At 65.3% G+C, this 23,051-nt stretch carries 22 protein-coding genes; 10 read left to right on the top strand and 12 right to left on the bottom strand.

Going from position 1 to position 23,051, the window contains the following annotated elements:
- Positions 1 to 96 precede the first annotated feature (96 nt).
- Complete coding sequence (locus ABIB78_RS30460; protein ID WP_429031299.1) at positions 97 to 1,437, top strand: Rieske 2Fe-2S domain-containing protein; 1,341 nt, start codon at positions 97 to 99, stop codon at positions 1,435 to 1,437.
- A 211-nt stretch (positions 1,438 to 1,648) separates the two neighbouring features.
- Here ABIB78_RS30460 and ABIB78_RS30455 read toward each other — a convergent pair whose 3' ends face one another.
- Both ABIB78_RS30455 and ABIB78_RS30450 read right to left on the bottom strand, forming a co-directional pair.
- Complete coding sequence (locus ABIB78_RS30455) at positions 1,649 to 3,256, bottom strand: Na+/H+ antiporter (RefSeq protein WP_429031297.1); 1,608 nt, start codon at positions 3,254 to 3,256, stop codon at positions 1,649 to 1,651.
- 108 nt (positions 3,257 to 3,364) lie between these two features.
- Positions 3,365 to 3,739, bottom strand: coding sequence for a nuclear transport factor 2 family protein (locus ABIB78_RS30450; protein WP_429031295.1), 375 nt, complete (start codon positions 3,737 to 3,739; stop codon positions 3,365 to 3,367).
- A gap of 125 nt (positions 3,740 to 3,864) precedes the next feature.
- Between ABIB78_RS30450 and ABIB78_RS30445 the strand changes: the two genes are divergently transcribed.
- A complete protein-coding gene (locus ABIB78_RS30445; protein WP_429031293.1) occupies positions 3,865 to 4,386 on the top strand; it encodes a GFA family protein in 522 nt (173 codons plus the stop codon).
- 57 nt (positions 4,387 to 4,443) lie between these two features.
- Here the strand turns inward: ABIB78_RS30445 and ABIB78_RS30440 are convergent, their stop codons facing one another.
- A complete protein-coding gene (locus tag ABIB78_RS30440; protein WP_429031291.1) occupies positions 4,444 to 5,124 on the bottom strand; it encodes a DUF1345 domain-containing protein in 681 nt (226 codons plus the stop codon).
- 110 nt (positions 5,125 to 5,234) lie between these two features.
- Positions 5,235 to 6,155 (bottom strand): polyprenyl synthetase family protein, encoded by a 921-nt coding sequence (locus tag ABIB78_RS30435; protein ID WP_429031289.1) that lies wholly within the window; start codon positions 6,153 to 6,155, stop codon positions 5,235 to 5,237.
- A 200-nt stretch (positions 6,156 to 6,355) separates the two neighbouring features.
- Between ABIB78_RS30435 and mtgA the strand changes: the two genes are divergently transcribed.
- The 3 genes from mtgA to ABIB78_RS30420 all read left to right on the top strand — a co-directional run bounded on the left by mtgA (position 6,356) and on the right by ABIB78_RS30420 (position 8,151).
- The gene (gene mtgA / locus ABIB78_RS30430) at positions 6,356 to 7,027 is read left to right on the top strand and encodes a monofunctional biosynthetic peptidoglycan transglycosylase (protein WP_429031286.1); all 672 of its coding nucleotides are present in this window, start codon (positions 6,356 to 6,358) and stop codon (positions 7,025 to 7,027) included.
- A gap of 158 nt (positions 7,028 to 7,185) precedes the next feature.
- On the top strand, positions 7,186 to 7,371 hold the full coding sequence (gene rpmF, locus ABIB78_RS30425; RefSeq protein WP_021077536.1) for a 50S ribosomal protein L32: 186 nt from the start codon (positions 7,186 to 7,188) through the stop codon (positions 7,369 to 7,371).
- Between the two features lie 141 nt (positions 7,372 to 7,512).
- Positions 7,513 to 8,151: a hypothetical protein gene (locus tag ABIB78_RS30420; RefSeq protein ID WP_429031282.1), complete on the top strand. Its 639-nt coding sequence runs from the start codon at positions 7,513 to 7,515 to the stop codon at positions 8,149 to 8,151.
- A gap of 19 nt (positions 8,152 to 8,170) precedes the next feature.
- Here the strand turns inward: ABIB78_RS30420 and ABIB78_RS30415 are convergent, their stop codons facing one another.
- Entirely contained in the window at positions 8,171 to 8,473 is a 303-nt protein-coding gene (locus ABIB78_RS30415) for a hypothetical protein (RefSeq protein WP_429031280.1), read from the bottom strand.
- Positions 8,474 to 8,692: 219 nt separating this feature from the next.
- Between ABIB78_RS30415 and ABIB78_RS30410 the strand changes: the two genes are divergently transcribed.
- Positions 8,693 to 10,384 (top strand): putative bifunctional diguanylate cyclase/phosphodiesterase, encoded by a 1,692-nt coding sequence (locus tag ABIB78_RS30410; protein ID WP_429031278.1) that lies wholly within the window; start codon positions 8,693 to 8,695, stop codon positions 10,382 to 10,384.
- A gap of 172 nt (positions 10,385 to 10,556) precedes the next feature.
- Here the strand turns inward: ABIB78_RS30410 and phaR are convergent, their stop codons facing one another.
- Positions 10,557 to 11,147: a polyhydroxyalkanoate synthesis repressor PhaR gene (gene phaR, locus ABIB78_RS30405; RefSeq protein WP_429031276.1), complete on the bottom strand. Its 591-nt coding sequence runs from the start codon at positions 11,145 to 11,147 to the stop codon at positions 10,557 to 10,559.
- A gap of 313 nt (positions 11,148 to 11,460) precedes the next feature.
- On the opposite strand from phaR, the gene ABIB78_RS30400 reads away from it, so the two are divergent.
- The 3 genes from ABIB78_RS30400 (at position 11,461) to yddG (ending at position 14,543) form a co-directional block, all read left to right on the top strand.
- Positions 11,461 to 12,639 carry an acetyl-CoA C-acetyltransferase gene (locus ABIB78_RS30400; protein ID WP_429031274.1) on the top strand — a complete coding sequence of 393 codons (1,179 nt, stop codon included), beginning with the start codon at positions 11,461 to 11,463 and terminating at the stop codon, positions 12,637 to 12,639.
- Between the two features lie 168 nt (positions 12,640 to 12,807).
- Complete coding sequence (gene phbB / locus ABIB78_RS30395) at positions 12,808 to 13,533, top strand: acetoacetyl-CoA reductase (RefSeq protein WP_429031271.1); 726 nt, start codon at positions 12,808 to 12,810, stop codon at positions 13,531 to 13,533.
- A gap of 137 nt (positions 13,534 to 13,670) precedes the next feature.
- Positions 13,671 to 14,543, top strand: coding sequence for an aromatic amino acid exporter YddG (yddG, locus tag ABIB78_RS30390; RefSeq protein WP_429031270.1), 873 nt, complete (start codon positions 13,671 to 13,673; stop codon positions 14,541 to 14,543).
- 72 nt (positions 14,544 to 14,615) lie between these two features.
- Here the strand turns inward: yddG and ABIB78_RS30385 are convergent, their stop codons facing one another.
- On the bottom strand, positions 14,616 to 15,050 hold the full coding sequence (locus tag ABIB78_RS30385; RefSeq protein ID WP_429031268.1) for a cupin domain-containing protein: 435 nt from the start codon (positions 15,048 to 15,050) through the stop codon (positions 14,616 to 14,618).
- Positions 15,050 to 15,817: a hydroxyacylglutathione hydrolase gene (gene gloB, locus ABIB78_RS30380; RefSeq protein ID WP_429031267.1), complete on the bottom strand. Its 768-nt coding sequence runs from the start codon at positions 15,815 to 15,817 to the stop codon at positions 15,050 to 15,052. The genes ABIB78_RS30385 and gloB overlap by 1 nt, the downstream gene beginning before the upstream one ends.
- 181 nt (positions 15,818 to 15,998) lie before the next feature.
- Here gloB and ABIB78_RS30375 point away from each other — a divergent pair, with 181 nt between their 5' ends.
- On the top strand, positions 15,999 to 16,751 hold the full coding sequence (locus ABIB78_RS30375) for a class I SAM-dependent methyltransferase (RefSeq protein WP_429031265.1): 753 nt from the start codon (positions 15,999 to 16,001) through the stop codon (positions 16,749 to 16,751).
- Positions 16,752 to 16,838: 87 nt separating this feature from the next.
- Here ABIB78_RS30375 and ABIB78_RS30370 read toward each other — a convergent pair whose 3' ends face one another.
- The 4 genes from ABIB78_RS30370 to ptsP form a co-directional block, all read right to left on the bottom strand.
- The gene (locus ABIB78_RS30370) at positions 16,839 to 17,621 is read right to left on the bottom strand and encodes a DUF4167 domain-containing protein (protein WP_429031262.1); all 783 of its coding nucleotides are present in this window, start codon (positions 17,619 to 17,621) and stop codon (positions 16,839 to 16,841) included.
- Positions 17,622 to 18,128: 507 nt separating this feature from the next.
- Positions 18,129 to 19,010 (bottom strand): peptide chain release factor N(5)-glutamine methyltransferase, encoded by an 882-nt coding sequence (prmC, locus tag ABIB78_RS30365; RefSeq protein ID WP_429031259.1) that lies wholly within the window; start codon positions 19,008 to 19,010, stop codon positions 18,129 to 18,131.
- Between the two features lie 183 nt (positions 19,011 to 19,193).
- A complete protein-coding gene (prfA, locus tag ABIB78_RS30360; RefSeq protein WP_429031257.1) occupies positions 19,194 to 20,273 on the bottom strand; it encodes a peptide chain release factor 1 in 1,080 nt (359 codons plus the stop codon).
- 56 nt (positions 20,274 to 20,329) lie between these two features.
- The gene (gene ptsP / locus ABIB78_RS30355; RefSeq protein WP_429031254.1) at positions 20,330 to 22,597 is read right to left on the bottom strand and encodes a phosphoenolpyruvate--protein phosphotransferase; all 2,268 of its coding nucleotides are present in this window, start codon (positions 22,595 to 22,597) and stop codon (positions 20,330 to 20,332) included.
- Between the last annotated feature and the right edge of the window lie 454 nt (positions 22,598 to 23,051).

Genomic DNA, 23,051 nt, shown 5'->3' with positions numbered 1-23,051 from the left:
GGGACGGATAGCCGGCCGCGCAGCCGATCGCATTGACGTCTCGCATCCGCTACGCCAAGCTCCGGGAAAATCAAAAACAACTCCCGGGGAAACGCCATGCTCCGCGCCGAAGACAACAAATTCCTCACCGAATCCGGTGCTGGAACGGGAATGGGCGAATTGCTGCGCCGGTTCTGGATTCCGGTGCTGCTGTCGGAAGAGCTGCCGGAACCCGACAGCGACCCGAAGAAGATCGTTGTCATGGGCGAGGAGCTGCTGGCGTTTCGCGACTCGCGGGGCGTGGTCGGCGTCATCGATCAATACTGCCCGCATCGCGGCGCCAATCTCTGGCTCGGCCGCAACGAGGAATGCGGCATCCGCTGTGTCTACCACGGCTGGAAGTTCGACACCGACGGCCGCTGCGTCGACATGCCGACGTCCTATCCGGACCTCAATGCAAAGGACCTGATCCGCATCAAGTCCTATCCGGTGCGCGAATGGGGCGAGATGATCTGGGCCTATATGGGCCCGGTCGAGGCGATGCCGGAATTGCCGGCGCTGGAGATGGCGCTGCTGCCGGCCTCGCACCGCTTCGTCACCAAGAAGTGGCAGGACTGCAACTGGGTGCAGGCGGTGGAAGGCTCGATCGATACCGCGCACTTCACCTTCGCGCATCTCTCCTTCGAGAAGGAGGAGAACGAGATCCTCGACATCAAGAAGCATTTCGTGAACCCGTTGACGCGGGTCGCGACCGATCACATGCGGTGGATCGCCGAGGACCCGCGGCCGGTGATCAAGATCAATCCGCATGAGGCGGGGCTGACGGTGGCGGGCGGGCGGCTCACCGGCGGCGACAATATCTATTGGCGCATCGCCCAGTTCCTGATGCCGTTCCACAGCTACGCGCCGAGCTCGATGCCGGGCGAGAACATGTTCGGCCAGACCTTCGTGCCTGTCACAGACACCAATTGCTGGATCTACACCTATGCCTGGAATCCGGACCGGCCGCTGACCGACGCCGAGCGGGACGGCTACGCCAATGGCAACGGCGTGATGGCTGTTGTCGACGAGAATTATGTGCCGTTGCGCAACAAGGCAAACGACTATCTGATCGACCGCAAGCTGCAGCGGACCAAGAGCTACACCGGGATCAAGGGCGTCTCCGAGCAGGACGCCGCGGTGCAGGACAGCCAGGGCCCGATCGCCGACCGCACCCGCGAGCATCTCGGCCCGACCGATCTCGGCATCATGCATTTCCGCAAACTGGTGATGGAGGCGGCCCGCGCGCTGCAAAAGGGCGAGCCGCCGCCGCACGCCAAGCACCAGGATCGCTACACCGTGCGCTCCGGCGCCTGCGTCACCAGCAAGACCAAGGACCTGGCCGCCGTGATGGTCGAACGGTTCGGCGATCCCGCGGGCTTCGTCGGCGGTCCCGGGCAGAACGCCGCGGCGGAGTAACTCTTGCCGTCGTCCCGGCCTAGTGCGCAATTGCGCACGGGGGCCGGGACCCATAATCACAGGACGTGGGATCGAGCGAGCTGGGACCACAGCGTCGCGCACAACAACGCCCTGTGGGTATGGGTCCCGGGTCGCGCGGAGCCTGTCATCGGGCGGCGCTTTGCGCCGACCCGTTGGCTTGCCCGGGACGACGACGTGGGGAGGGATACCGCTACAACGGAATCCGGCGATACTCGCGGTTGGAGAGGCTGGCCTCCTCCAGATCGAGGTCGCGCTCGATGCGCCGCCTTGTCTCGTCGGTGATCTTGCCGTCGCGCAGCAGCATATGGATGAACTTGCGCTCGGAGGAGATCAGCTCCCGCGTCAGCTCGGTGCCGGTGGCGGAGACGTCGTGCTGGTCGGGGTCGAGCGCGTCGGGCAGCTGGTTGATGCGGATCTCGTGCCGCGAACGCAGCAGCTTGATCACCTCGTCGGAGAGCTCGCGGTCGTCGGTGATGGCATCGAGCGACTTCAGCGCGGCGTTCAACGCCTCGCGCCGGGCCGTGATTTCCTGCTCGTGCTCGGCGATATGCTCGCTGCGCCCGTCCTTGGCGAGGCCGAGCCAGCGCACCACCGGCGGCAATCCGAGGCCGAGCCCGACCAGCGTCACGAAGATCACGCCGAAGGCGACGAACAGGATCAGGTCGCGGTACGGGAAGGCGTCTCCATCGGGCAGTGTCAGCGGCAGCGCCAGCGCCGCGGCGAGCGAGACCGCGCCGCGCACGCCGGTGAAGGCAACCACGAACACCGCTCGCCACGACGGCAGCGGATCGCGTTCGCGCACGCGCCGGCTGATCCAGCGCGGCAGATAGGTGCCGGGAAACACCCAGAGGAAGCGCGCGACGATCACGATGACGGCAACCAGCACGGTGGCGGTGAGGATGTCGTGCAGCGGGAACGACTTCGACTTCTCGTACAGCGAGCGCATCTGGAAGCCGGTCAGCAGGAACAGCAGGCCCTCGATCAAATAGATGATCAAGTCCCAGAAGAAGATGCCCTGCAGGCGTGTTGCGGCCGAGATCAACAGCGGTCCGTTCCAGCTCATATACAGGCCGCAGGCGACGGTTGCGATCACGCCGCTGCCGCCGAAATGCTCGGGGATCCAGTAGGCGAGATAGGGGGTAATCAGCGACAGCGTGATCTCGACCTGCGGATCCCTGGCGCGGCGGCGCGCGCGCAGGCTGAGCCAGCCGACTGCGGTGCCGAACGCGATCTCGCCGGCGACGATGACGAGGAAGGTGCCGGTCGCCTTCGGCAGCGAGAACAGCCCGGTGGTGATGGCGGCCAGCGCGAAGCGGTAGAGGATCAGTGCGGTCGCGTCATTGGCGAGCCCTTCGCCCTCGAGCACCACCAGGATGCGCCGGGGCATGCCGAGCTTGCGTGCGATCGCAAGCGGCGCCACCACGTCCGGCGGCGCCACGATGGCGCCGAGCAGGAAGCCGACGCTCCAGGGCAGGCCGATCAGATAGTGGGTCGCGGCTGCGACCATGAAAGCGGTGAAGATCACGCAGCCGACCGACAGCAGGATGATCGGCCGTAGATTGGCCTTGAACTCTCGCCAGCTCATCGCGACGCTCGCCGAATAGATCAGCGGCGGCAGCACCACCAGAAGCACCAGCTCCGGCGGCAGTTCCAGCGACGGCATGCCCGGCACGAAGGCAAGCACGACGCCGACCAGCAGGAGCAGGATCGCCGGCGCGATATCGGTCCGCCGCGCAACCAGCGCGGTTCCCGCCAGCACGCCGAGCAAAGTGAGAAAGATCTGAAACTTGGCTTCCATAATGGGCTCAATTCGCCCGGAAACCAGCGCCAGTCAATGCGGTCCGGCCGGAGCCGGACCGTTGGGGCGTGTCATAAAGCCGTCGCAGGGATGCGGTGGGCCCCCCGGTCAGTCCCGCTGATCGTAGCGGTAGGACTTCGAGACGATCTGCCAGCCGTCGGCGAGCTTCATCGCCACCAAATAGTCGGTGAAATAGCGCGGCGGCAGCTGGCAGCGCACCTTGATGAAGGCGGTGTTGTCGTCGGAACGGTCGATGGTGACGATGAAGTCCTCGCGTGGCTTGCCCTCGGCCTTCGCCGACGGCCGCTTGCGCACCAGAGCGAGCCAGTCCGGCACGCTGAGGACCTTCAGCTCGCCGCTGTCCACCCAGCGCAGGTCGGCGCTGGGATGAAAGGCCGTCGCGAGCTTGTCGGCATTGCTCTCGTAGAGGCCGTCGAAATAGGTTTGCACGACGTTTTCGACGCTGGATCGATCTTGGCTCATTGGTTTGTCCTCCCGGCAGGATTTGATCTGCTAGAGCATGATCCGGAAAAGTGGAAACCGGTTTTCGAAAAGATCATGCTCAAACAAAGAGATGAGATCATGATGCGATTCCGTGGAAGCGCATCATGATCTGGAATTTAGGCATGAACCGCCGGATTGCGCCATGGCCGGCGGCAAAATTCCGCGTGAGGGGGCAAGTTGTGACCGCATCTGCAAATTTGAACGCAAATTCGAACGATCGGATCCTGACAGGCGAATGCTTCTGCCGCGACGTGCGTTACGAGGTGGCCGACGCCTTTGCCTATGCGCTCAATTGTCACTGCTCGAATTGCCGGCGCACCACCGGATCGGCGTTCAAGCCGTTCGCGGGAATCGTGCGCGAAAAATTCACCGTCGTCAGCGGCGGCGACGGTCTCCTGATCTACGGCGACGAGGTCACCCACGACGCGCATTGCGGCCGCTGCGGCTCGCTGCTCTATTCGCGGGTCCGCGACGGCGCCTATGTCCATGTCGCGATGGGCACGCTGCGCGATGTGCCGGCAATCCGGCCGAGTGCCCATATCTTCGTCGGCTCCAAGGCGCCGTGGTACACGATAACGGACGGCCTGCCGCAATATCAGGAGCACGTGACGCAAAGCAGGGAATAAATCCGCGCGACGTCAATTGCCGACGGCCCTGCGCGCGCATCTCATCAAGCCGCTGGACTAGATCGCACTCGCGGCGATGTTGACCATCAGGGCCAGCAGCGCGGTGTTGAACACGAACGAGATGACGCCGTGCACGGTCGCGGTGCGGCGGATGACCTTGTCGGTGATGCCGACGTCGGAGACCTGCGCGGTCATGCCGATCACGAACGAGAAGTAGACGAAATCCCAGTAATCGGCGTCGGCATGCTCGTCGCCGCTCGGAAACTGCAATCCGCCGGGCGTCTTGCCGCGGTAGAACTCGTGGGCGTAGTGCAGCGCGAATGCGGTGTGAACCACCGCCCATGACAGCGTGATCGTGACGATTGCCGCCGCCAGTCCGGCCGGGCTGCCCTTGGATGCGCCGAGTTCGAATACGATGGCCAGGAGGCTTGCCAGCGCGCCGAACGCGGTCAGCAGCAGGATCAGGAAACGGCCATCGTCCTGCAATATGGCGCTGCGCTTGATGTGGGCGACGCCACAGCGCAGCATCATCACATAGGCGAGCACGAGATAGAGCGCGGCAAAGGCGTCCCAGCCGGCGAGCATGCGCGTGACGAGGCGCGTCGAGCCGGGGATCAGCAGCGCGACGGCAATGCCGACCGCGATCGAAACGAAGGTGCGCGGCCGGCCCACCACCACGCGGACCGGCATCGGCAGCTTGCGGAAACGAACAAGGCGATCGTCGAGCTCCTTGCTCATTTCGTGCTTTGCTTTCGGTTAGAGCATGATCCGGAAAAGTGGAGCCCGGTTTTCCGAAAAGATCATGCTCAGACAAGGAGATTAGATCATGATGCGATTCGCATCATGATCTAGTTCTTGCGCTCTGCGACGAAGCGGGCGGCCGCGCGCAGCACGGCGCCCCGGCTGCCGAATACCGACAGCGCGGCGTCGGCGCGCGCCAAGAGGTCGCTGACGCGCTGCTTGGCGCCGTCGATGCCGAGCTGGGTGACGAATGTGGTCTTGCCGAGCGCGGCGTCAGCGCCGGCCGGCTTGCCGAGTGCGGCGGCGTCGCCCTCGACGTCGAGCAGGTCGTCGGCGATCTGGAAGGCTTCGCCGAGCGCTTTACCGTAATCGTCGAGCGCCTGGTATTCGCTTTGCGAGGACTGGCCGAGGATCGCGCCGGCGATGCAGCCGAAGCGGAGCAGCGCGCCGGTCTTCATCTGCTGCAGGCGCGCGACGTCGACCGGCTCGCGGTCGCCGAAGCGGCCTTCGCCGGCGAGGTCGAGGATCTGGCCGCCGGCCATGCCGCCGATGCCGGAGGCGCGGGCCAGCGCGCGGGTCAGCAGCAGGCGCACCTGGGCGTCCTTGTGGATCGCATCGCGGGTGATGATGTCGAAGGCAATCGTCAGCAGCGCGTCACCGGCCAGGATCGCGGTGGCGTCGTCATAGGCCTGGTGCAGGGTCGGGCGGCCGCGGCGCAGATCGGAATTGTCCATCGCGGGCAGATCGTCGTGGATCAGCGAATAGCAGTGGATGCATTCAAGTGCTGCGCCCACCAGCAGGGCGGATTCGCGCGGGATGCCGAACACCGCGGCGCTCTCGACCACGAGGAACGGCCGCAGCCGCTTGCCGCCGCCGAGGCTCGAGTAGCGCATGGCCTCGATCAGCCGCTTCGGCCGCACGATCTCGTCGCTCTCGGTCGCATCGGACAGCAGTTTGGCGAGCAGGGCTTCGGTATCCTCCGCGGTCTGGTCCAGCCGCTTGGAAAACTCTGCAGTACCGGTCGTCATTAAGAATTGCTCCAGATCGATTTTCGGCCGGACAATCGTTGATGGGATCGGCTTCGTCAATTCCCGCCCTGCGACGGATTGCGCCTTAAAAGTGCTGGAAAAACCGTGAATTATCCCACAGACGTCTAACGGTGCCGGCCGTGTTCTGGCGGGCGGGTCCCGAATCCTCCCTGGAAAGGTCCTCCCCGGAAACCCTCGCTTTGCGCATTGTCCGGATTTTATTGCTGCTTTTGCTGGCCCTGCTGTTGCTGCCCTATCTGGTGACGCCGTTTTACCGCACCGGTCAGCCAGTTTCGGCCCTGATGGCGTGGCGGACCCTGCGAGGGGCCCCGGTCACGCGGCATTGGATCGATTTCGGCGCCATGTCGCCCTATTTGCCGCGGTCCGTGGTCGGCTCGGAGGACGCCCATTTCTGCAAGCACCGGGGCGTCGATTGGGGTGCGCTGCGCGAGGTGATCGACGACGCCGGGGACGGCGAGGCAGCCCGCGGCGGCTCGACCATCACCCAGCAGGTGGCCAAGAACCTGTTCCTGTGGTCCGGCCGCAGCGTGATACGCAAGGGGCTGGAACTGCCGCTGGCGCTCTGGATCGATTTCGTGCTGCCGAAACAGCGGATTCTGGAAATCTACCTCAACATCGCGGAAATGGGGCCATCCGGGCAGTTTGGCGCCGAGGCCGGTGGCCAATATGCCTTTGGCCGGTCGGCGGCAGAGCTGTCACCCCGGGAGGCGGCGCTGTTGGCGGCGATCCTGCCGAATCCGGTCAAAAGAAGTGCCCGGAACCCGGGTCCGGGGGTCCGCAGGCTGTCCGGCACCTACATGGCCCGGGCCAACTCCGTGACGCGCTGCTGGCGCGAAAATCGCGGCTCCTGAGCGCGATTTCGGGCGGATTTTGCTGTCTCCGGGCCTAGATTTACGCGATCCCTTCCTCTATAAGCGCGGCCTTACCGGCATCGCCGCTTGCGCTTCGAAGCGCTGAGCCCGTCCGCATTTCGGACGATGCCTCCGCAACACCCCTAGAGGACACCGTCATGGCCGTTCCCAGAAGAAAAACCTCGCCGTCGCGCCGTGGCATGCGCCGTTCGGCCGATGCGATCAAGACCCCGACCTATGTCGAGGACAAGGACTCCGGCGAACTGCGCCGTCCGCACCATCTCGACCTGAAGACCGGCATGTACAAGGGCCGCCAGGTCCTGAAGGCCAAGAAAGAGTCCTGATCGGACATTCGGCCCATGCGCCGCAGCCATGCGGCGCTGCGCCTGAATTCGGCCAACGAGTACGGCCAAAACGGGCGCGTCCGCGGCGAGGCCGATGCCGTCGCCGCATTGCTGGTTCTCCCTGAATAAGGCGCAAGCCCGATGGTCGGTTTTCCGCTGCTGCTCGTTCCGCTCGCGGTTTACAACATCATCGCTTTCCTGATGCCCGGCGTGTCCTTCACGGACCCGCTGATCAGGCTGGCATTGCTGTCGGGTGAGCAGTGGCAGATCACGCTCAGCGACATGCTGCTCGCCGCCGGCGTGCTGCTGTTGTTGCTCGAGGTCATCAAGGGCGCGCGCCCCGGCGCGAAATATCTCACTGATCATCTGCTGTCGCTGATCGTGTTCGGCGCGGCCGCCGCCGAATTCGTGCTCTGGCCGAAATTCGGCAACTCGACCTATTGCCTGCTCACGCTGCTGGCGCTGGTCGATTTCATTTCCGGAATTGCGCTACGCACCCGCCGCCGTGCGGTGGTCGCGGCGCCGAGCCTCAGCAAGTCGCAGCCCGCAGCGACCGAGGCGCCCCAGCCCGCGCCGGTCGTGGAGTCAGCCCCGCCGCGGCCCGAGCCGGCGCCTGTCGCCACACCTGCGCCTGCCGCGCCACCGCCGGCCGCAGCCGTCCCCACCGCGACATCGGTTGCGGAATCCGTGCTGCTTGATCAGTCCGCGCCAAAGCCGACGGTCACGTCACCGGATTTGCAGCCGGGCGGCCAACCGTCGTCGGACGCGCCGCAGCGCTGAACTCCCTTGGATAACTTGCCTAGATGATCTGCCGGGTACGCCGCGCGACGCTGCGGCGTTCGTCGACATGCGGGCCGTACGCGCTCTGCACATCGGCCAATGACCCACGCCGCAGTCCGCGCGTCTGCGGTTCGTGGGCGGCGGTTGCGATCAGGTGAGCAACAAACGACGGATCGGCGTGCGGCAGCGGGACCTTGGGCGCCCAATGGGTGGTCGCGGCCAGCGGCACCAAGGCCGTGCTGGTCGCCGCAGCATCGCCGGCGGGCTCAGCCTCGTCTGTGACCTCGCCGTCCAGGATTTCTGATTGATCGATATCGAGCATCGCCTGCGACCCGTTGGAGCGTCATACTTTGGGACGTTGCGCCCCTCCGCAACACCCTCATGGCAAGGGTCATGCCCGCCATCCCCAGTTCGTTCCCGGACAGTCCAAAACGTGGTTTCCAGATTATTTATCAACTTCTCCTAGCGTTGGATTCGCCGGAACCACTATCTTGAGGGCGTGTAGAATCACCGGGTGCCGTCCCAAATCGAGACATGTTCGATGTCCCCTGTCCCGCCAGCTGCCAGCATCCTTGCCTCGCTCGGCCAAGCGACATTCGCCTGGGACCTGGCGACCGACGCGATTGCCTGGAGCGACAATGTGGCGACGGTCTTTCCGGATATTCCGGTCGCGGCGCTCGCGAGCGGCGCCGAGCTCGCAAAGCTGATCGAGCCATTGCGTTCGGTTCGATCAGATGCGCTCGGTCAGCCCGTGCCAGTGCGCGGCGGGGAGGGCGTCCCCTATCGGATCGAATACGGCGTGCGGGCCGTCACCTCTGCGCCGCTGATCTGGATCGAGGAGACCGGCTGCTGGTTTGCCGGCGCCGACGGCAGGCCGGCGCACGTGCAGGGCGTTGTCCGCATCAACAATGAACGGCACGCCCGCGATGAGCAGCTGCTGAAACTGTCGCGGCATGATCCGTTGACCAACGAGCTCAACCGCACCCATCTGATCGCCTCGATCGCCGAGGCGATCGAGGAGTGCGCGCGCTTCCGCACCTCCTGCGCCTTCATGCTGATCGGCATCGATCACCTGGCGCGTGTCAACGATGCCTTCGGCTTCGATGTCGCCGACGCCGTCATCGCCGAAGTCGCGAAGCGGATCCGCGCGCGGCTGCGCAGCGGTGACATGCTCGGCCGCTTCTCCGGCAACAAGTTCGGCCTGATCCTGCGCAACTGCACCGTCGACGACACCAATGTCGCGGCCGAGCGCTTCCTCGCTGCGGTCCGCGACGAGGTGGTGCCGACCAAGTCCGGTCCGGTGTCGGTGACGGTCTCGATCGGCGCCGTCACCGTCCCACGCCATGCGAAGTCGGCGGAGCAGGCGGTCAATCGCGCCCAGGAGACGCTGGACGCCGCCAAGAGCCGCCGCGCCGGGTCGTTCGCGCTGTGGAAGCCGAATGTCGAGCGCGATGCGCAGCGCCGCGTCAACATCCGCGTCACCGACGAGATCGTCACCGCGCTGAACGAGCGCCGCATCGTGATCGGCTTCGAGCCTGTGGTCGATGCGCGCTCGCGGCAGCCTTCGTTCTACGAGTGCCTGGTCCGCATGGAGCAGGATGACGGCCGCGCGCTGCTCGCGCCTGATATCGTGCCGGTCGCCGAGCGGCTCGGCCTGATCCGGCTGGTCGATCATCGTGTGCTGGAGCTTGCGATCGCCGAACTCGCCGCCGCCCCTGGCGTGCAGCTCAGCCTCAACATCTCGCCCGACACCACGATGGATCCGGACTGGTGGGCCACCATCGAATCGCTGATGCGCGCGCATCCCGGCGTTGGTGAGCGGCTGATCGTCGAGATCACCGAGACGGTCGCGATCCAGGATATCGACGACGTCCGCGGCTTCGTCACGCGGCTGAAGAACTTCGGCAGCCGGATCGCGATCGACGATTTCGGCGCCGGTTACACCTCGTTCCGCAATTTGCGCAAGCTCGGCGTCGATATCGTGAAGATCGACGGCGCCTTCGTGCAGAACATCGTGCGCTCGGCCGACGACCGCGCCTTTGTTCAGACGCTGATCGATCTCGCGCGCCGCCTTGAAATCAAGACGGTCGCCGAATGGGTGCAGGACGAAGAAGCCGCGGTGATGCTGCGCGAGTGGGGCTGCGACTTCATCCAGGGCCGCCTGATCGGCCTCGCCTCGCCGGACCGGCCGTGGAACGTGCCGGCGGAGAAGGCCGCGCCGGCTGCGGGCTGATTCACTGTCGCTGGCGGAGCTAACGATGTCGTCCCGGCGAAAGCCGGGACCCATACGCTGCAGCTTCTCAATCAAGCGATCTGGCAGACGCTTCCTTCAAACAACCGACATTTGTGGTTGTGGGCCCCGGCTTTCGCCGGGGCGACGGTGGGTGAGTGTCGAGACGACTAACCTACTCGTCCTTCTTCGTCGGCTGCGACATGCGCTCGAGGCGTTCCTGCATGTCCTTCATCTGGCGGCGAAGGTCGTCGATGTTGCCGTCATCGGGCGTGGGCTCCGGCACCTTCTCGGTCTCGGCGCCGCCGCGCGGCGGCACGAACGGCTTGAACATCGAGAAGGTCTGCTGGAACAGCTCCATGTTGCGGCGGACCTGTTCCTCCAAGGGGGCAAAGGGCGTGCCGCTCAGGGCGCCCGCGATCTGCTTGCGGAATCGCTCCTGTTCCCGGGTCAGCGTATCGATCGACTGCTCGAGATATTTCGGCACCACCATCTGCATGCTGTCGCCATAGAAGCGGATCAGCTGCCGCAGGAAGGTGGTCGGCAGCAGGTTCTGCCCGGCCTTGTTTTCCTGTTCGAAGATGATTTGCGCCAGCACGGAGCGGGTGATGTCGTCGCCGGTCTTTGCGTCATAGACGAGGAAATCCTCGCCTTCCTTCACCATCGCCGCGAGATCCTCGAGCGTCACATAGGTGCTCGTACCGGTATTATAGAGCCGCCGGTTCGCGTATTTCTTGATCGTGGTCGGTTGTTCAGATTTTGCCATGGGCTCTCACTTCAACGCCGAAGAACCTGGAACCCCGACGGCATCGCCGCAGGGCAATATGCAACGCATCGCAGCAAAGGTAAGCATTTTCAAAGCGGTTCGGCTACCGTTTTGTGCTGCACGGTTAATTCCAAAGCATAGGATTTGCTCAGGAAAGTGCCAAGAGCGTCATTTCGAGTGCGCCGCGGCGCGATTTGCGCGACAGTTCGATTGACATGGCTCAATGAGCTTTACAGGATAGTCATCAAGAGACAGGCCCGCCAACCGGCCGCCCGCCGTCGAGAAACCCAGCGACAACACATAGGAGATGTCCATGTCAGACGATGTCGTCATCGTCAGCGCCGCCCGCACCGCCGTCGGTAGCTTCAACGGCGCGTTCGCCACCACGCCGGCCCACGACCTCGGCGCGATCGCCATCAAGGCGGCGCTGGAGCGCGCCGGCGTCGAGGGCGGTCAGGTCTCCGAAGTCATCATGGGCCAGATTCTCACCGCCGCCCAGGGCCAGAACCCGGCCCGCCAGGCCTCGATCGCGGCCGGCATTCCGGTGGAAAGCCCGGCCTGGGGCGTCAACCAGCTCTGCGGCTCGGGCCTGCGCACGGTGGCGCTCGGCTACCAGGCGCTGCTCAACGGCGATTCCTCGATCGTCGTCGCCGGCGGCCAGGAGTCGATGAGCATGGCTCCGCATGCGCAATATCTGCGCGCCGGCGTCAAGATGGGCGACCTGCAGCTGGTCGACACCATGATCAAGGACGGCCTCTGGGACGCCTTCAACGGCTATCACATGGGCAACACCGCCGAGAACGTCGCCAAGCAGTACCAGATCACCCGTTCGCAGCAGGACGAGTTCGCGGTCGGCTCGCAGAACAAGGCCGAGGCGGCGCAGAAGGCCGGCAGGTTCAAGGACGAGATCGTCCCGGTCACGATCAGATCCCGCAAGGGCGATATCGTGGTCGACACCGACGAGTATCCGCGCCACGGCGCCACGCTCGATGCGATGGCCAAGCTCCGCGCGGCCTTCGAGAAGGACGGCACCGTGACCGCCGGCAACGCCTCGGGTATCAATGACGGCGCCGCCGCCGTCGTGCTGATGACCGCCAAGGAAGCCGCCAAGCAGGGCAAGAAGGTGCTCGCCCGCATCGTGTCGTGGGGCCAGGCCGGCGTCGACCCCAAGATCATGGGCACCGGTCCGATCCCCGCCTCGCGGTCGGCGCTGAAGAAGGCCGGCTGGAACATCGCCGACCTCGACCTGATCGAGGCCAACGAGGCGTTCGCCGCGCAAGCCTGCGCAGTCAACAAGGACCTCGGCTGGGATCCCGCAAAGGTCAACGTCAATGGCGGCGCGATCGCGATCGGCCATCCGGTCGGCGCGTCGGGTGCGCGCGTGCTGGTGACGCTGCTGCACGAGATGCAGAAGCGCGACGCCAAGAAGGGCCTCGCGACGCTGTGCATCGGCGGCGGCATGGGCATCGCTATGTGCGTTGCACGCGACTGAACAAAAGGCAGCGAGGCCGGTTAGGTGATGAAAAGATCATCTGTCAACCGCGGCGCGAGCTGATAGACATGATGCCCGGCTTTGCGCCGGGCATTTTTGTTTCGAGGGGTTGTGAGTGCGAAGGCCGGAGCGATCCGGTTATAAAAGACGGCCAAGGAGGAGACGGACATGGCACGTGTTGCATTGGTGACGGGCGGAACGCGCGGTATTGGAGCTGCGATCAGCAAGGCGCTGAAAGCGGCGGGCTACGAGGTGGCGGCGAGCTACGCCGGCAATGACGCCGCGGCGGAGAAGTTCAAGGCGGAGAGCGGGATTCCCGTCTACAAGTGGGACGTCGCATCGTTCGACGCCTGCGCGGCCGGCGTGAAGCAGGTCGAGGCCGATCTCGGCCCGGTCGACGTGCTCGTCAACAATGCCGGTATCACCAAGGACACCGCATTCCACAAGATGACGCTGGAGCAGTGGAATGCCGTGATCAATACCAACCTCGGCTCGCTGTTCAACATGACGCGCCAGGTGATCGAGGGCATGCGCGCCCGCAAGTTCGGTCGCGTCATCTCGATCTCCTCGATCAATGGCCAGAAAGGCCAGTTCGGCCAGGTCAACTACTCTGCGGCAAAGGCCGGCGACATCGGTTTCACCAAGGCGCTAGCGCTCGAGAACGCCAAGGGCGGCATCACCGTCAACGTGATCTGTCCGGGCTATATCAACACCGAAATGGTGCAGGCGGTGCCGAAGGACGTACTCGAGAAGAACGTGATCCCGCAGATTCCGGTCAACCGCCTCGGTGAGCCCGAGGAAATCGCGCGTGCGGTGGTCTTCCTCGCGGCCGACGAGGCGGGCTTCATCACCGGCTCGACGTTGACCGTGAACGGCGGCCAGTATCACGCCTGACGCGAGAAGCGTCGTCGCGTCGCAGGCGCACTCAATCAAGTCGTGATGCCCGGCCTTGTGCCGGGCATTTTCGTCGTTACAACCGCGAGACGCGAAGCAAAGACGTGGTTGGCCCGGCCACGACGGATTGAATTCAGATGACGACCCGAACTGCCACCCTTGTCGGACTGACCGCCATCCTGATGTGGTCGTTGCTGTCGGTCATGACGGTCGCGACCGGGGCGATTCCGGCGTTCCAGCTCGCCGCCATGACGTTTGCGATCGGCGCCGCGGTCGCGTTCGCAAGCTTCCTGCTGCGGCCGGCCGCCTTCGGTGCCTTGAAGCAGCCGCTGATCGCCTGGGTCGTCGGCGTCGGCGGGCTGTTCGGCTATCACGCGCTGTATTTCCTGGCGCTGCGCTTCGCGCCGCCGGCCGAGGCCGGCCTGCTCAACTATCTCTGGCCGCTGTTGATCGTGCTGTTCTCGTCGCTGCTGCCGGGCGAGCGGCTCGCGATCCATCACATCATCGGTGCGCTGCTTGGCCTTGCCGGCACCGTGCTGCTGTTCGCCGGCAACACCGGCGCCTTCACAAGAGCGCAGATTCCAGGCTTCGCGGCGGCCTTTGTCGCGGCGTTCGTGTGGGCGGCCTATTCGGTGATGTCGCGCCGGCTCAAGGCGGTGCCGACAGATGCGGTGGCGGGCTTCTGCCTTGCGACGGCGGTGCTTGCCGCGCTTGTGCACATGATGGTGGAGACCACGGTGTGGCCCGCGACCGCGCTGCAATGGCTGGCCGTCACAGCACTCGGCATCGGTCCGGTGGGCGCCGCATTCTTTGCCTGGGACGTCGGCATGAAGCGCGGCGACATCCGCGTGCTGGGCGCCGCATCCTACGCCACGCCGCTGCTCTCGACGGCGTTCCTGATTGCAGCGGGTTTTGCCAGGCCCAGCGCCAACATCGCCATCGCCGCGATCCTCATCGCCGGCGGCGGTCTGATCGCGGCCAAGGACATGGTGCTGAGAAAAAGAATGTAGGATGGGTTTCGCTTCCGCCTTCGCTCTTCGAGCGACGGCGGACAAGTCGCTCCACCCATCCTGCGAGAGTTGCTACGACGCGGGCTGCCACCCCTTCGGCGCGAGCTCGAATTTTGCAAACTCGAAGCCGGGCGCGACGGTGCAGCCGACCAGCGTCCAGTCGCCGCTGCTTTCCGCGGCCTGCCAGGCGCCTGGCGGCACGATCGCCTGAGGCTGTTCGCCGCGTGCAACATCCGGTCCGAGCGTGATCGAATGCGGTGCATCGCCGTGCTGCGCGATCTGCAGGGTCAGCGGCGCGCCGGCGTAATAGTGCCAGATCTCGACGGCGTCGATGCGGTGCCAGTGCGAGCGCTCGCCGCGCGCGAGCAGGAAGTAGATCGCGGTCGAATGCGCGCGTCCGTCGGCGTCGCAGCGTTCGTCGCGAAACGTCTCGCGATAATGCCCGCCTTCCGGATGCGGCTTTAGCTCAAGCCGCGCGATGATGTCGGCAGCGGAGAGGTCGGCCATCACGACTTGTTCTTGCGCTCGCGGAGCTCACCGAACACCAGCGCCGGGTCGGCGCCCTTCATGTGCAGCTTGGCGGCGACCGAAGGCTCGTCGGCGCGCAGGAACACGTTGGCCTTCTTCTCGTCGCCGAGCAGAACGGGGATTGTCGGCTTGTTTTCGGCGCGCAGCTTTGCGACTTCCTCCGCGCGCGCCTGCAGGGCCGGATTGTCGGCCTCGATGGTGAGCGCGAACTTCACGTTCGCGGCGGTGTATTCATGGCCGCAATACAGACGGAAATCGTCCGGCAGCGAACGCAGCCTCAGCAGCGAATCCCACATCATGGGATAGGTGCCTTCGAACACCCGGCCACATCCGATCGAGAACAGCGTGTCGGCGGCGAACACCGCCTTCTCGCTGTCGAACACGTAGGAGATATGGTCGAGCGTATGCCCGGGCGTCTCCACCACGCGCGCGAGCAGGCTGCCGACCTTGATGACATCGGCATTCGCGACACGCAGGTCGACATTGGCGATCTTCGCCGACTGGTCGTGCGGGGCGACGACGCGGCAGCCGTATTTCTGCTTCAGCTCGGCGACGCCGCCGACATGGTCGCCATGGTGATGGGTGATCAGGATGTCGGTCAGCGTCCAGCCTTCACGTTCCAGCGCCTTGATGATCGGGCCGGCCTCCGGCGCGTCGATCGACGCCGTCGCCTTGGTGGCGGGATCGTGGATCAGGTATCCGAAATTGTCGGTGAGGCAGCTGAAGGTACGAATTTCGGCGGTCATGATATCTCCACGAACAAACGGGACGAACACGTCAGAGCATGATCTCGCGAAACCGGTTCCCGCCGCGTCGGATCATGCTTTTAACGCGTCCAATATAGGGGTGAAATATGGCGTTAACGCTCCGGCGGCAACGCAATTTTACGCGCTCCCCGGCTGCAGGGGGCATGTTAGGCTAGCGGCCATGGACGTCATCGACCTCCGCGACTTCTATTCGCAGCGCCTCGGCATCGTGGCGCGGCAGCTGATCAACCGCGGCATCCGCGCACGGTGGCCCAATGCGGATGGCCAGCGCGTGCTTGGCCTCGGCTATCCGACGCCTTATCTCGGCCTGTTCCGCGATACCTGCGAGCGCTGCATTGCCTTCATGCCGGCGGCTCAGGGCGTGTTGAAATGGCCGACCGGGCGACCGGCGCTGGCGACCCTGATCGACGAATTCTCGATGCCGCTGCCCGATGCCGCGGTCGATCGCGTGCTGCTGGTTCATGCGCTGGAGATGTCGGACGATCCCGAGCGGCTGTTGCGCGAGGTGTGGCGGGTGCTGTCTCCGTCGGGGCGGCTGATCGCGATCATCCCGAACAGGCGGGGTGTCTGGACGCGCACGGACGCCACGCCGTTCGGTCATGGCCGGCCCTATTCGCGGGCGCAGATCACCCAGCTGTTGCGGCAGACCTGGTTCACGCCGTCGTCGTGGGGCGAGGCGTTGTTCATGCCGCCGGTTCAGGGGAGCTGGTTCTTGCGCTCGGCGATGGCGTGGGAGCGGGTCGGCGCCGCGCTGTCGATGCCGTTCGCCGGCGTGCATATCGTGGAAGCGAGCAAGCAGGTCTATCGTGCGATCCCCGCGCACCGCGAGCGGACACGGCTGATCCCGTCGTTGCAGCCCGTGCTGGTGCCGTCATCAGGGGCGACGCGCAATTCGACTCATTCGGAGCCGTGACGCGACTCGGAGTCGTGACGCGACTCGGAGTCGTTGCGCGGATTATTCGCCCTCCCCCGTGCAGGGGAGGGTGACGCATGTCTGCGTTTATTCGTTGCCCGGATTGAAGTCGTCGCTTGGCGTCGGCTGCGCCGCAATGTCGGGGCGTGGGCCGTGCGGACGGCGGCGGCGGCGCGGAAAGCGCTCGCTCCGTTCGCCGCGTTCTGCTGCGCCGCCATTATTGCCTTCATAGGCGCCACCGTTGACCTGCGGCTGTGCGCCGCCTGTGATGAACGAGGGCAGACGATCGACGCCACCGGCATCGGCCAGCGCGGGCTGCGGCTGGCTCTGCGGTTGCGGCTGATATTGCGGCTGCGGACGATGTTCACGCTCGCGATGCTCACGCGGCTGCTGGTCACGCTCGCGATGTTCGCGTGGCGGCTGCTGCTGCTGCTCGCGCACGTAGGGCTGCTGGCCGGTGTCGCGCATGAAAGGCTGCTGTTGCTGCGGCACGAAACCCGGCTCCTGGCCGAAGCTCGAATAGCCGTCGCTGTCGTCGTCGCTGTCTTCGGTCGGCGTCACCTCGGCATCGGGGCGCGGCTGCTGCTGATTCTGCCGGAACTGCTCCTGCGCGGCCGCGATGATCCGGAAGTAGTGCTCAGCGTGCTGGTAGTAGTTTTCAGCTGCCACCGGATCGCCGGAGGAGCGTGCATCGCGGGCAAGCTGGACGTATTTCTCGGCCACGTGGGAGGCCGTGCCGCGGATCTTGATGTCAGGTCCGTTCGATTCGTACACCCGTGTCAGGGGATTCTGGCCGCGCCGGTTATTGTTGTTGTTATTGTTGTTGTTATTCCGGTTGCGCATCCGCTTGTTGTTCTGACCGTTTCTCATCTGTCGCCTTTTATTCCAGCCCTGAAGTTATTGCAGTCCGCCGTCCGATTCTCACGTTCGATTCTCACAGTCGATTCTCAGTGTCGTCGATTCTCAGTGTTCGATTCGGCACATCCCGACGCACACGGAATCGCAATAGCGTCCGAAGTAGCTTCGATGTCACCGACCATCTCGTTCAGCAAAGTCGCGTTCAGCAAAGACGCGTTCCCCAACCGCCGACAAAACGCGCCAGCGACCAAATCATTCTGCCCGTCGAGACAGGCCCAGTTCTCGTGCGTAAGTCTTCAAGCGCAATAGCAGGCTTTCGTTCGCTTGGCGGTCGAGAGCAGCACAGCTTCGGCTATTGCGCTCAGTGAGACCTGCGTTCCTGGAACCTTTCGATCGGCGGGCTCTGCTGAGCCCTGGTCATCACCCGTAACGATTACGGGGCCAGCACCGATGTTGTGCCCGGAACGTAGTCGTTCCCGGGGGATAATCCAAGAGGTTTTTTTGCGTTCCAATAGGACTTTATCGGGGCAGCCGGCGGGCGGAAACGGCCCTCGGAATGCCCCCGAGATCGGCCTTGGGCGGCCCCGTCGGGGATAACCCGGATGCCGTCATCAGCGCTTCAACATCGCCGCTCTGGCCCTGCCCGACTTCTACAACCAGTAATCCATCCGGGGTCAAAAGACCCGCAGACTGCGAAATCAGGGCGCGGTAGGCGTCAAGCCCGTCGGCACCGCCATCGAGCGCCGCGCGCGGATCGTGCTTGCGCACCTCGATGTCGAGGCCGGCGATGTCGGCCGAGGGGATGTAGGGCGGATTGGACACGATCAGGTCGAACGCGCCGGTCAGCCCGCTGCCATAGTCGCACGCGATCCAGGTCGCGCGAGCTGCAAGTCCGAGCTCGGCGGCATTCCGGCTCGCCGTCTGCAGCGCCTCCGCCGAGATGTCGGTGGCGAAGCCATGCGCGTGGGGCAGTTCCGAGAGCAGTGCCAGCAGGATCGCGCCGGAGCCGGTACCGAGATCGGCGATCCGCAATGCGCGCTCGGCCATGCCATCGGCGCGCAGCAGCTCGAGCGCGCGCTCGACCACGGTCTCGGTGTCGGGGCGTGGCACCAGCGTCGCGGCCGAGAGACGCAGCGGCAATCCCCAAAACTCCTTGATGCCGAGAATGCGCGCGACCGGTTCGCCGACGAGACGGCGTTGCGCGAGGCGCTCGAGGCGATCCGCTTCGTCCTGGGTCAGCGCGCGCTTGGCGCCGGTGACCATGCCGGTCAGATCGAGCCCCAGCGCGGCGCCGATCAGCAGTCGCGCGTCGAGTTCGGCGGCGTCACGGCCGGCGGATTGCAGCCGCGCGGTGAGCTCGCGGCGGGCCGTCTCTACCGTTGCGCGGACCACAGGCGCCATCACGCGGTGTCCTTGCGTAACACCAACCACACGTCGTCCCCGCGAAAGCGGGGACCCATACGCCGCGGCCCTTCGATCTGGGCGGTCGGGGTCGATATCGGGATCAACAATGACGCCCTGTGGTTATGGATCCCTGCTTTCGCAGGGACGACGACGATCAATGGTGCCAGCAGCCGGATCTGTTCACGCCGCGGCGCCCTGGGCCGCGAGCTGTGCGGCCTGGTGCTCCGTGGTCAGCGCATCGATCAGTTCGCCGAGCGCCTCGCCCGCGATCACCTGCGGCAGCTTGTAGAGCGTCAGATTGATGCGATGGTCGGTGACTCTCCCTTGCGGGAAATTATAGGTGCGGATGCGCTCCGAGCGGTCGCCGGAGCCGACCTTCTCCTTGCGGTCGGCGGAGCGCGCAGCGTCGACGCGCTGACGCTCGGCATCGTAGATGCGCGAGCGCAGGATGTTCATCGCCGACGCCCGGTTTTTGTGCTGCGAGCGGCTGTCCTGCATCATCACCACGATGCCGGTCGGCAGATGGGTGATGCGGATCGCCGATTCGGTCTTGTTGACGTGCTGGCCGCCGGCGCCGCCGGCGCGCATGGTTTCGATCCGCAGGTCGTCGTTCTTGATGTCGACGTCGACGTCCTCGACCTCGGGCAGCACGGCGACCGTGGCGGCCGAGGTGTGGATGCGGCCCTGCGTCTCGGTGTCCGGCACGCGCTGCACGCGGTGCACACCGGACTCGAATTTCAGCTTGGCGAACGCACCGCGGCCCTGCACCTCGGCGATGATTTCCTTGTAGCCGCCGACGGTGCCTTCGCTCGCCGAGATCACCTCGACCTTCCAGCCCTGCAGGCTGGCGAAGCGTTCATACATCCGGAACAGGTCGCCGGCGAACAGCGAGGCCTCGTCGCCGCCGGTGCCGGCGCGGATTTCCAGCATCACGTTGCGGTCGTCCATCGCGTCCTTCGGCAACAGCGCGATCCGGATCTTCTGCTCGAGCTCGCCGATGCGCGCCTGCAGCGTCTCCAGCTCTGCCTCTGCCATGCTGCGCATCTCGGGATCGGTGCCGGCGTCGGCCAGCATCGCGTCGGTATCGATGAGCTCGGCCCGGGCGGAGCGATAGGTCTTCACCGCGTCGATCAGCGGATTGAGCTCGGCGAGCTCGCGCGTGATCTGCACATAACGCTCGGAGTTGACCTGGCCGAGCAGCTCGGCCTCAAGCGAGGCGTGATGGGCGAGCAGGACGTCGAGTTTGGCTTCGGGTAGCATGGCGGTATCTCGAATTGCTGAAAGCGCGAAGGGCGGCGGAGGCGACGGCAGCGTCGCTACAAGGCCAGCCCCTCGTTTTCCGCAAACTTCGTCAGCGCCTGGCGGATCGACACGCTGCCAACGGGCGCGTCCAGCAGCGGGTTGATCATCGCCTCCGCCTTCTTGGCGTCGAGGTCAAGGATCATCGCCTTGACCGGGCCATGCGCGGTCGCAGACAATGAAAGAGAACGGTAGCCGAGCGCGATCAGCGCCAGCGCGCCGATCGGTTTCGACGCCATCTCGCCGCACAGCGAAGCGGCCTTCTTCGCAATCTTGGCCTTGCGCACGATGTCGCGCAGCGCGCGTAGGATGGGCGCCGACAGGATGTCGAAGCGTTCGGAGACCTTGGCATTGCCGCGGTCGACCGCAAACAGGAACTGGAACAGGTCGTTGGAGCCGACCGAGACGAAGTCGACCTTCTTCAGGAGCTCGTCGAGCTGGTAGAGCAGGGCCGGGACTTCCACCATGGTGCCGATATCGATGCGCTCGGGCAGCGAATGGCCGTGCTGGCGCAAATAGGTCAGCTCGCGTTCGACGATCGCCTTGGCCTGATCGAACTCGGCGATGTCGGAGATCATCGGGAACATGATCTTCAGCGCGCGGCCGCCGCCGGCACGCAGCAGCGCGCGGATCTGGCCGCGCAGCAGGCCGGGGCGGTCGAGGCCGAGCCGGATCGCGCGCCAGCCGAGCGCGGGATTTTCCTCGACCACGGTCTCCATATAAGGCAGCGCCTTGTCGCCGCCGATGTCGAGCGTGCGGAAGGTGACGGGCTTGCTGCCGGCGGCGTCGAGCACGGTGCGGTACAGCGCGAGCTGGTCGCTCGAACGCGGCAGGTTCGGGCTCACCATGAACTGCAATTCGGTGCGGAACAGGCCGATGCCGGCGCTGCCGGTGTCGTCGATATGCGGCAGGTCGATGGTCAGGCCGGCATTGATCAGAAGCTCGATCGGCTGGCCGTCCTTGGTCACGCAAGCCTTGTCGCGCAGCGCCGAATATTGCGCCTGCCGCCGCGCCCGGAACCGGACGCGCTCGGCGTAGGCCGATTCGATCTCGGCGGAGGGGCGGACATAGATTTCGCCGGAAATGCCGTCGACGATGATGGCGTCGCCCGGATCGGCGATGCCCGGCGCGTTCGGCACCTCGCCGACCGCGGGAATGCCGAGCGCACGCGCCACGATCGAGACGTGGGAATTCGCGGTGCCTTCCTCCAGCACCAGGCCGCGCAGCCGCTTGCGGTCATAGTCGAGCAGCGCCGCCGGGCCCATCGCGCGGGCGATCAGGATGGCGTTGTCAGGCAGCTGCTCGCGCGACGGTGCATGGTCCTGGCCGACCAGTTGCCGCATCAGGCGATGGCCGAGGTCCTCGAGGTCGTGCAGGCGGTCGCGCAGATAGGGATCGGTCGAGCGCAGCATGCGCGCGCGGGTGTCGGACTGCACGCGCTCGACGGCGGCCTCCGCGGTGAGGCCGGTGGCGACTGCCTCATGCAGCTTGTGCGACCAGCCCTGGTCGTTGGCGAACATGCGATAGGCTTCCAGCACTTCGCGGTGCTCGCCGCCATCGGCGACGTCGCCGCGCTCCAGCATGCGGTCGAGATCGGCGCGCAGGTTCGCCAGCGCGGTGTCGAGCCGCTTGATCTCCTTCGGCAGGTCCTCGGCGATGTAGTTGGTGATGACGACGCGCGGCTCGTGCAGCACGACATGGCCGAGCGCGATACCGTCGGAGAGCACTGCGCCGGTCTTGTGCAGCGAGTGCCGTGCGGCGGGCTCTGCGCCGGGCTGCGCCAGCGCGGCAAGCTCGCCGGAGGCGATCATCTCCGCCAGCACCATGGCGGTGGTCTGCAGCGCCTCGACCTCTTCCTCGACATAGGTGCGTTTGGCGCGGTTCTGCACCACGAGCACGCCGAGCGTGTTGCCGGCGCGCAGGATCGGCACGCCGAGGAACGAGTGGTAGGCCTCTTCGCCGGTCTCCGGGCGGTAGGCGAAGGCCGGATGGCTTTGCGCGTCGGACAAATTGAGCGGCGTCGCCTCGCTGGCGACGAGGCCGACCAGGCCCTCATGCGCGCTCATCACGGTGCGGTGCACGGCGTCGCGGTTCAGACCTTCGGTGGCGTAGAGTTCGAGCGTGTTGTCGACGCGCAGCACATAGCAGGAGCAGACCTCGGCCACCATGTTGGCCGCGATCAGCACCACGATCTTGTCGAGGCGCTCCTGGGCGGAGACCTGCTCCGCCATGGTTTCGCGGAGCCGTCTCAACAGGATGCGGGGGCCTCCCGACGCGCTCCGCATGTGCTTCAGTCCCTCCCCACGAGGCCGGCGCACCGGGGCGGCCGGCCGCTGGCGTAAAACTCGTCAAAAACAACAATTTTAGTCATTCGGCGTCGCCGCTCGCACCAGTTTCCGCCGATTCGGGATCGCTAAAACTGTGCCACAGTTTGCGACAACCTGCCTGACTGGCCGTATAGCCAATCGAGGCTTGCTTTGCCAAGCAAAACACCTGCCAGTAGCAAATAACGTCTGCGTCAGCCCAATGCTGCGCCCGCTAAGAGAAATTCTAACTCCGGGACGGGACTGGGGGAGACCGCCTGTTCCAATCGTGAGGGGCAGGGATCCATCCACGTCATTCCCCGGTGCGCAATTGTGCACCTGAGGGCGACCCGTTGCGTCGAGCCCGGAAATCCATTCGGCCGCGGACCCCGTGCGAATGGATTCCGGCCCCCGCTTCGCCGGCCCCGGAATGACG

This window comes from Bradyrhizobium sp. I1.14.4 (genome assembly GCF_050435825.1).
Classification (GTDB): domain Bacteria; phylum Pseudomonadota; class Alphaproteobacteria; order Rhizobiales; family Xanthobacteraceae; genus Bradyrhizobium.
The sequence above is the reverse complement of the archived record's forward strand: the minus strand, read 5'-3'. Positions and strand labels throughout refer to the sequence as shown.

What these genes read in the sequence shown, in the direction of transcription:
- yddG (WP_429031270.1), top strand. Translation starts at nt 13,671, where the DNA reads ATGACGACCCGAACTGCCACCCTTGTCGGACTGACCGCCATCCTGATG.
- ABIB78_RS30455 (WP_429031297.1), bottom strand. Translation starts at nt 3,256, where the DNA reads ATGGAAGCCAAGTTTCAGATCTTTCTCACTTTGCTCGGCGTGCTGGCG.
- ABIB78_RS30435 (WP_429031289.1), bottom strand. Translation starts at nt 6,155, where the DNA reads ATGACGACCGGTACTGCAGAGTTTTCCAAGCGGCTGGACCAGACCGCG.
- rpmF (WP_021077536.1), top strand. Translation starts at nt 7,186, where the DNA reads ATGGCCGTTCCCAGAAGAAAAACCTCGCCGTCGCGCCGTGGCATGCGC.
- ABIB78_RS30400 (WP_429031274.1), top strand. Translation starts at nt 11,461, where the DNA reads ATGTCAGACGATGTCGTCATCGTCAGCGCCGCCCGCACCGCCGTCGGT.
- phbB (WP_429031271.1), top strand. Translation starts at nt 12,808, where the DNA reads ATGGCACGTGTTGCATTGGTGACGGGCGGAACGCGCGGTATTGGAGCT.
- ABIB78_RS30420 (WP_429031282.1), top strand. Translation starts at nt 7,513, where the DNA reads ATGGTCGGTTTTCCGCTGCTGCTCGTTCCGCTCGCGGTTTACAACATC.
- ABIB78_RS30445 (WP_429031293.1), top strand. Translation starts at nt 3,865, where the DNA reads ATGATCTGGAATTTAGGCATGAACCGCCGGATTGCGCCATGGCCGGCG.
- ABIB78_RS30370 (WP_429031262.1), bottom strand. Translation starts at nt 17,621, where the DNA reads ATGAGAAACGGTCAGAACAACAAGCGGATGCGCAACCGGAATAACAAC.
- ptsP (WP_429031254.1), bottom strand. Translation starts at nt 22,597, where the DNA reads ATGCGGAGCGCGTCGGGAGGCCCCCGCATCCTGTTGAGACGGCTCCGC.
- phaR (WP_429031276.1), bottom strand. Translation starts at nt 11,147, where the DNA reads ATGGCAAAATCTGAACAACCGACCACGATCAAGAAATACGCGAACCGG.
- ABIB78_RS30410 (WP_429031278.1), top strand. Translation starts at nt 8,693, where the DNA reads ATGTCCCCTGTCCCGCCAGCTGCCAGCATCCTTGCCTCGCTCGGCCAA.
- ABIB78_RS30460 (WP_429031299.1), top strand. Translation starts at nt 97, where the DNA reads ATGCTCCGCGCCGAAGACAACAAATTCCTCACCGAATCCGGTGCTGGA.
- prfA (WP_429031257.1), bottom strand. Translation starts at nt 20,273, where the DNA reads ATGCTACCCGAAGCCAAACTCGACGTCCTGCTCGCCCATCACGCCTCG.
- ABIB78_RS30375 (WP_429031265.1), top strand. Translation starts at nt 15,999, where the DNA reads ATGGACGTCATCGACCTCCGCGACTTCTATTCGCAGCGCCTCGGCATC.
- ABIB78_RS30385 (WP_429031268.1), bottom strand. Translation starts at nt 15,050, where the DNA reads ATGGCCGACCTCTCCGCTGCCGACATCATCGCGCGGCTTGAGCTAAAG.
- ABIB78_RS30415 (WP_429031280.1), bottom strand. Translation starts at nt 8,473, where the DNA reads ATGCTCGATATCGATCAATCAGAAATCCTGGACGGCGAGGTCACAGAC.
- prmC (WP_429031259.1), bottom strand. Translation starts at nt 19,010, where the DNA reads ATGGCGCCTGTGGTCCGCGCAACGGTAGAGACGGCCCGCCGCGAGCTC.
- gloB (WP_429031267.1), bottom strand. Translation starts at nt 15,817, where the DNA reads ATGACCGCCGAAATTCGTACCTTCAGCTGCCTCACCGACAATTTCGGA.
- ABIB78_RS30440 (WP_429031291.1), bottom strand. Translation starts at nt 5,124, where the DNA reads ATGAGCAAGGAGCTCGACGATCGCCTTGTTCGTTTCCGCAAGCTGCCG.
- ABIB78_RS30450 (WP_429031295.1), bottom strand. Translation starts at nt 3,739, where the DNA reads ATGAGCCAAGATCGATCCAGCGTCGAAAACGTCGTGCAAACCTATTTC.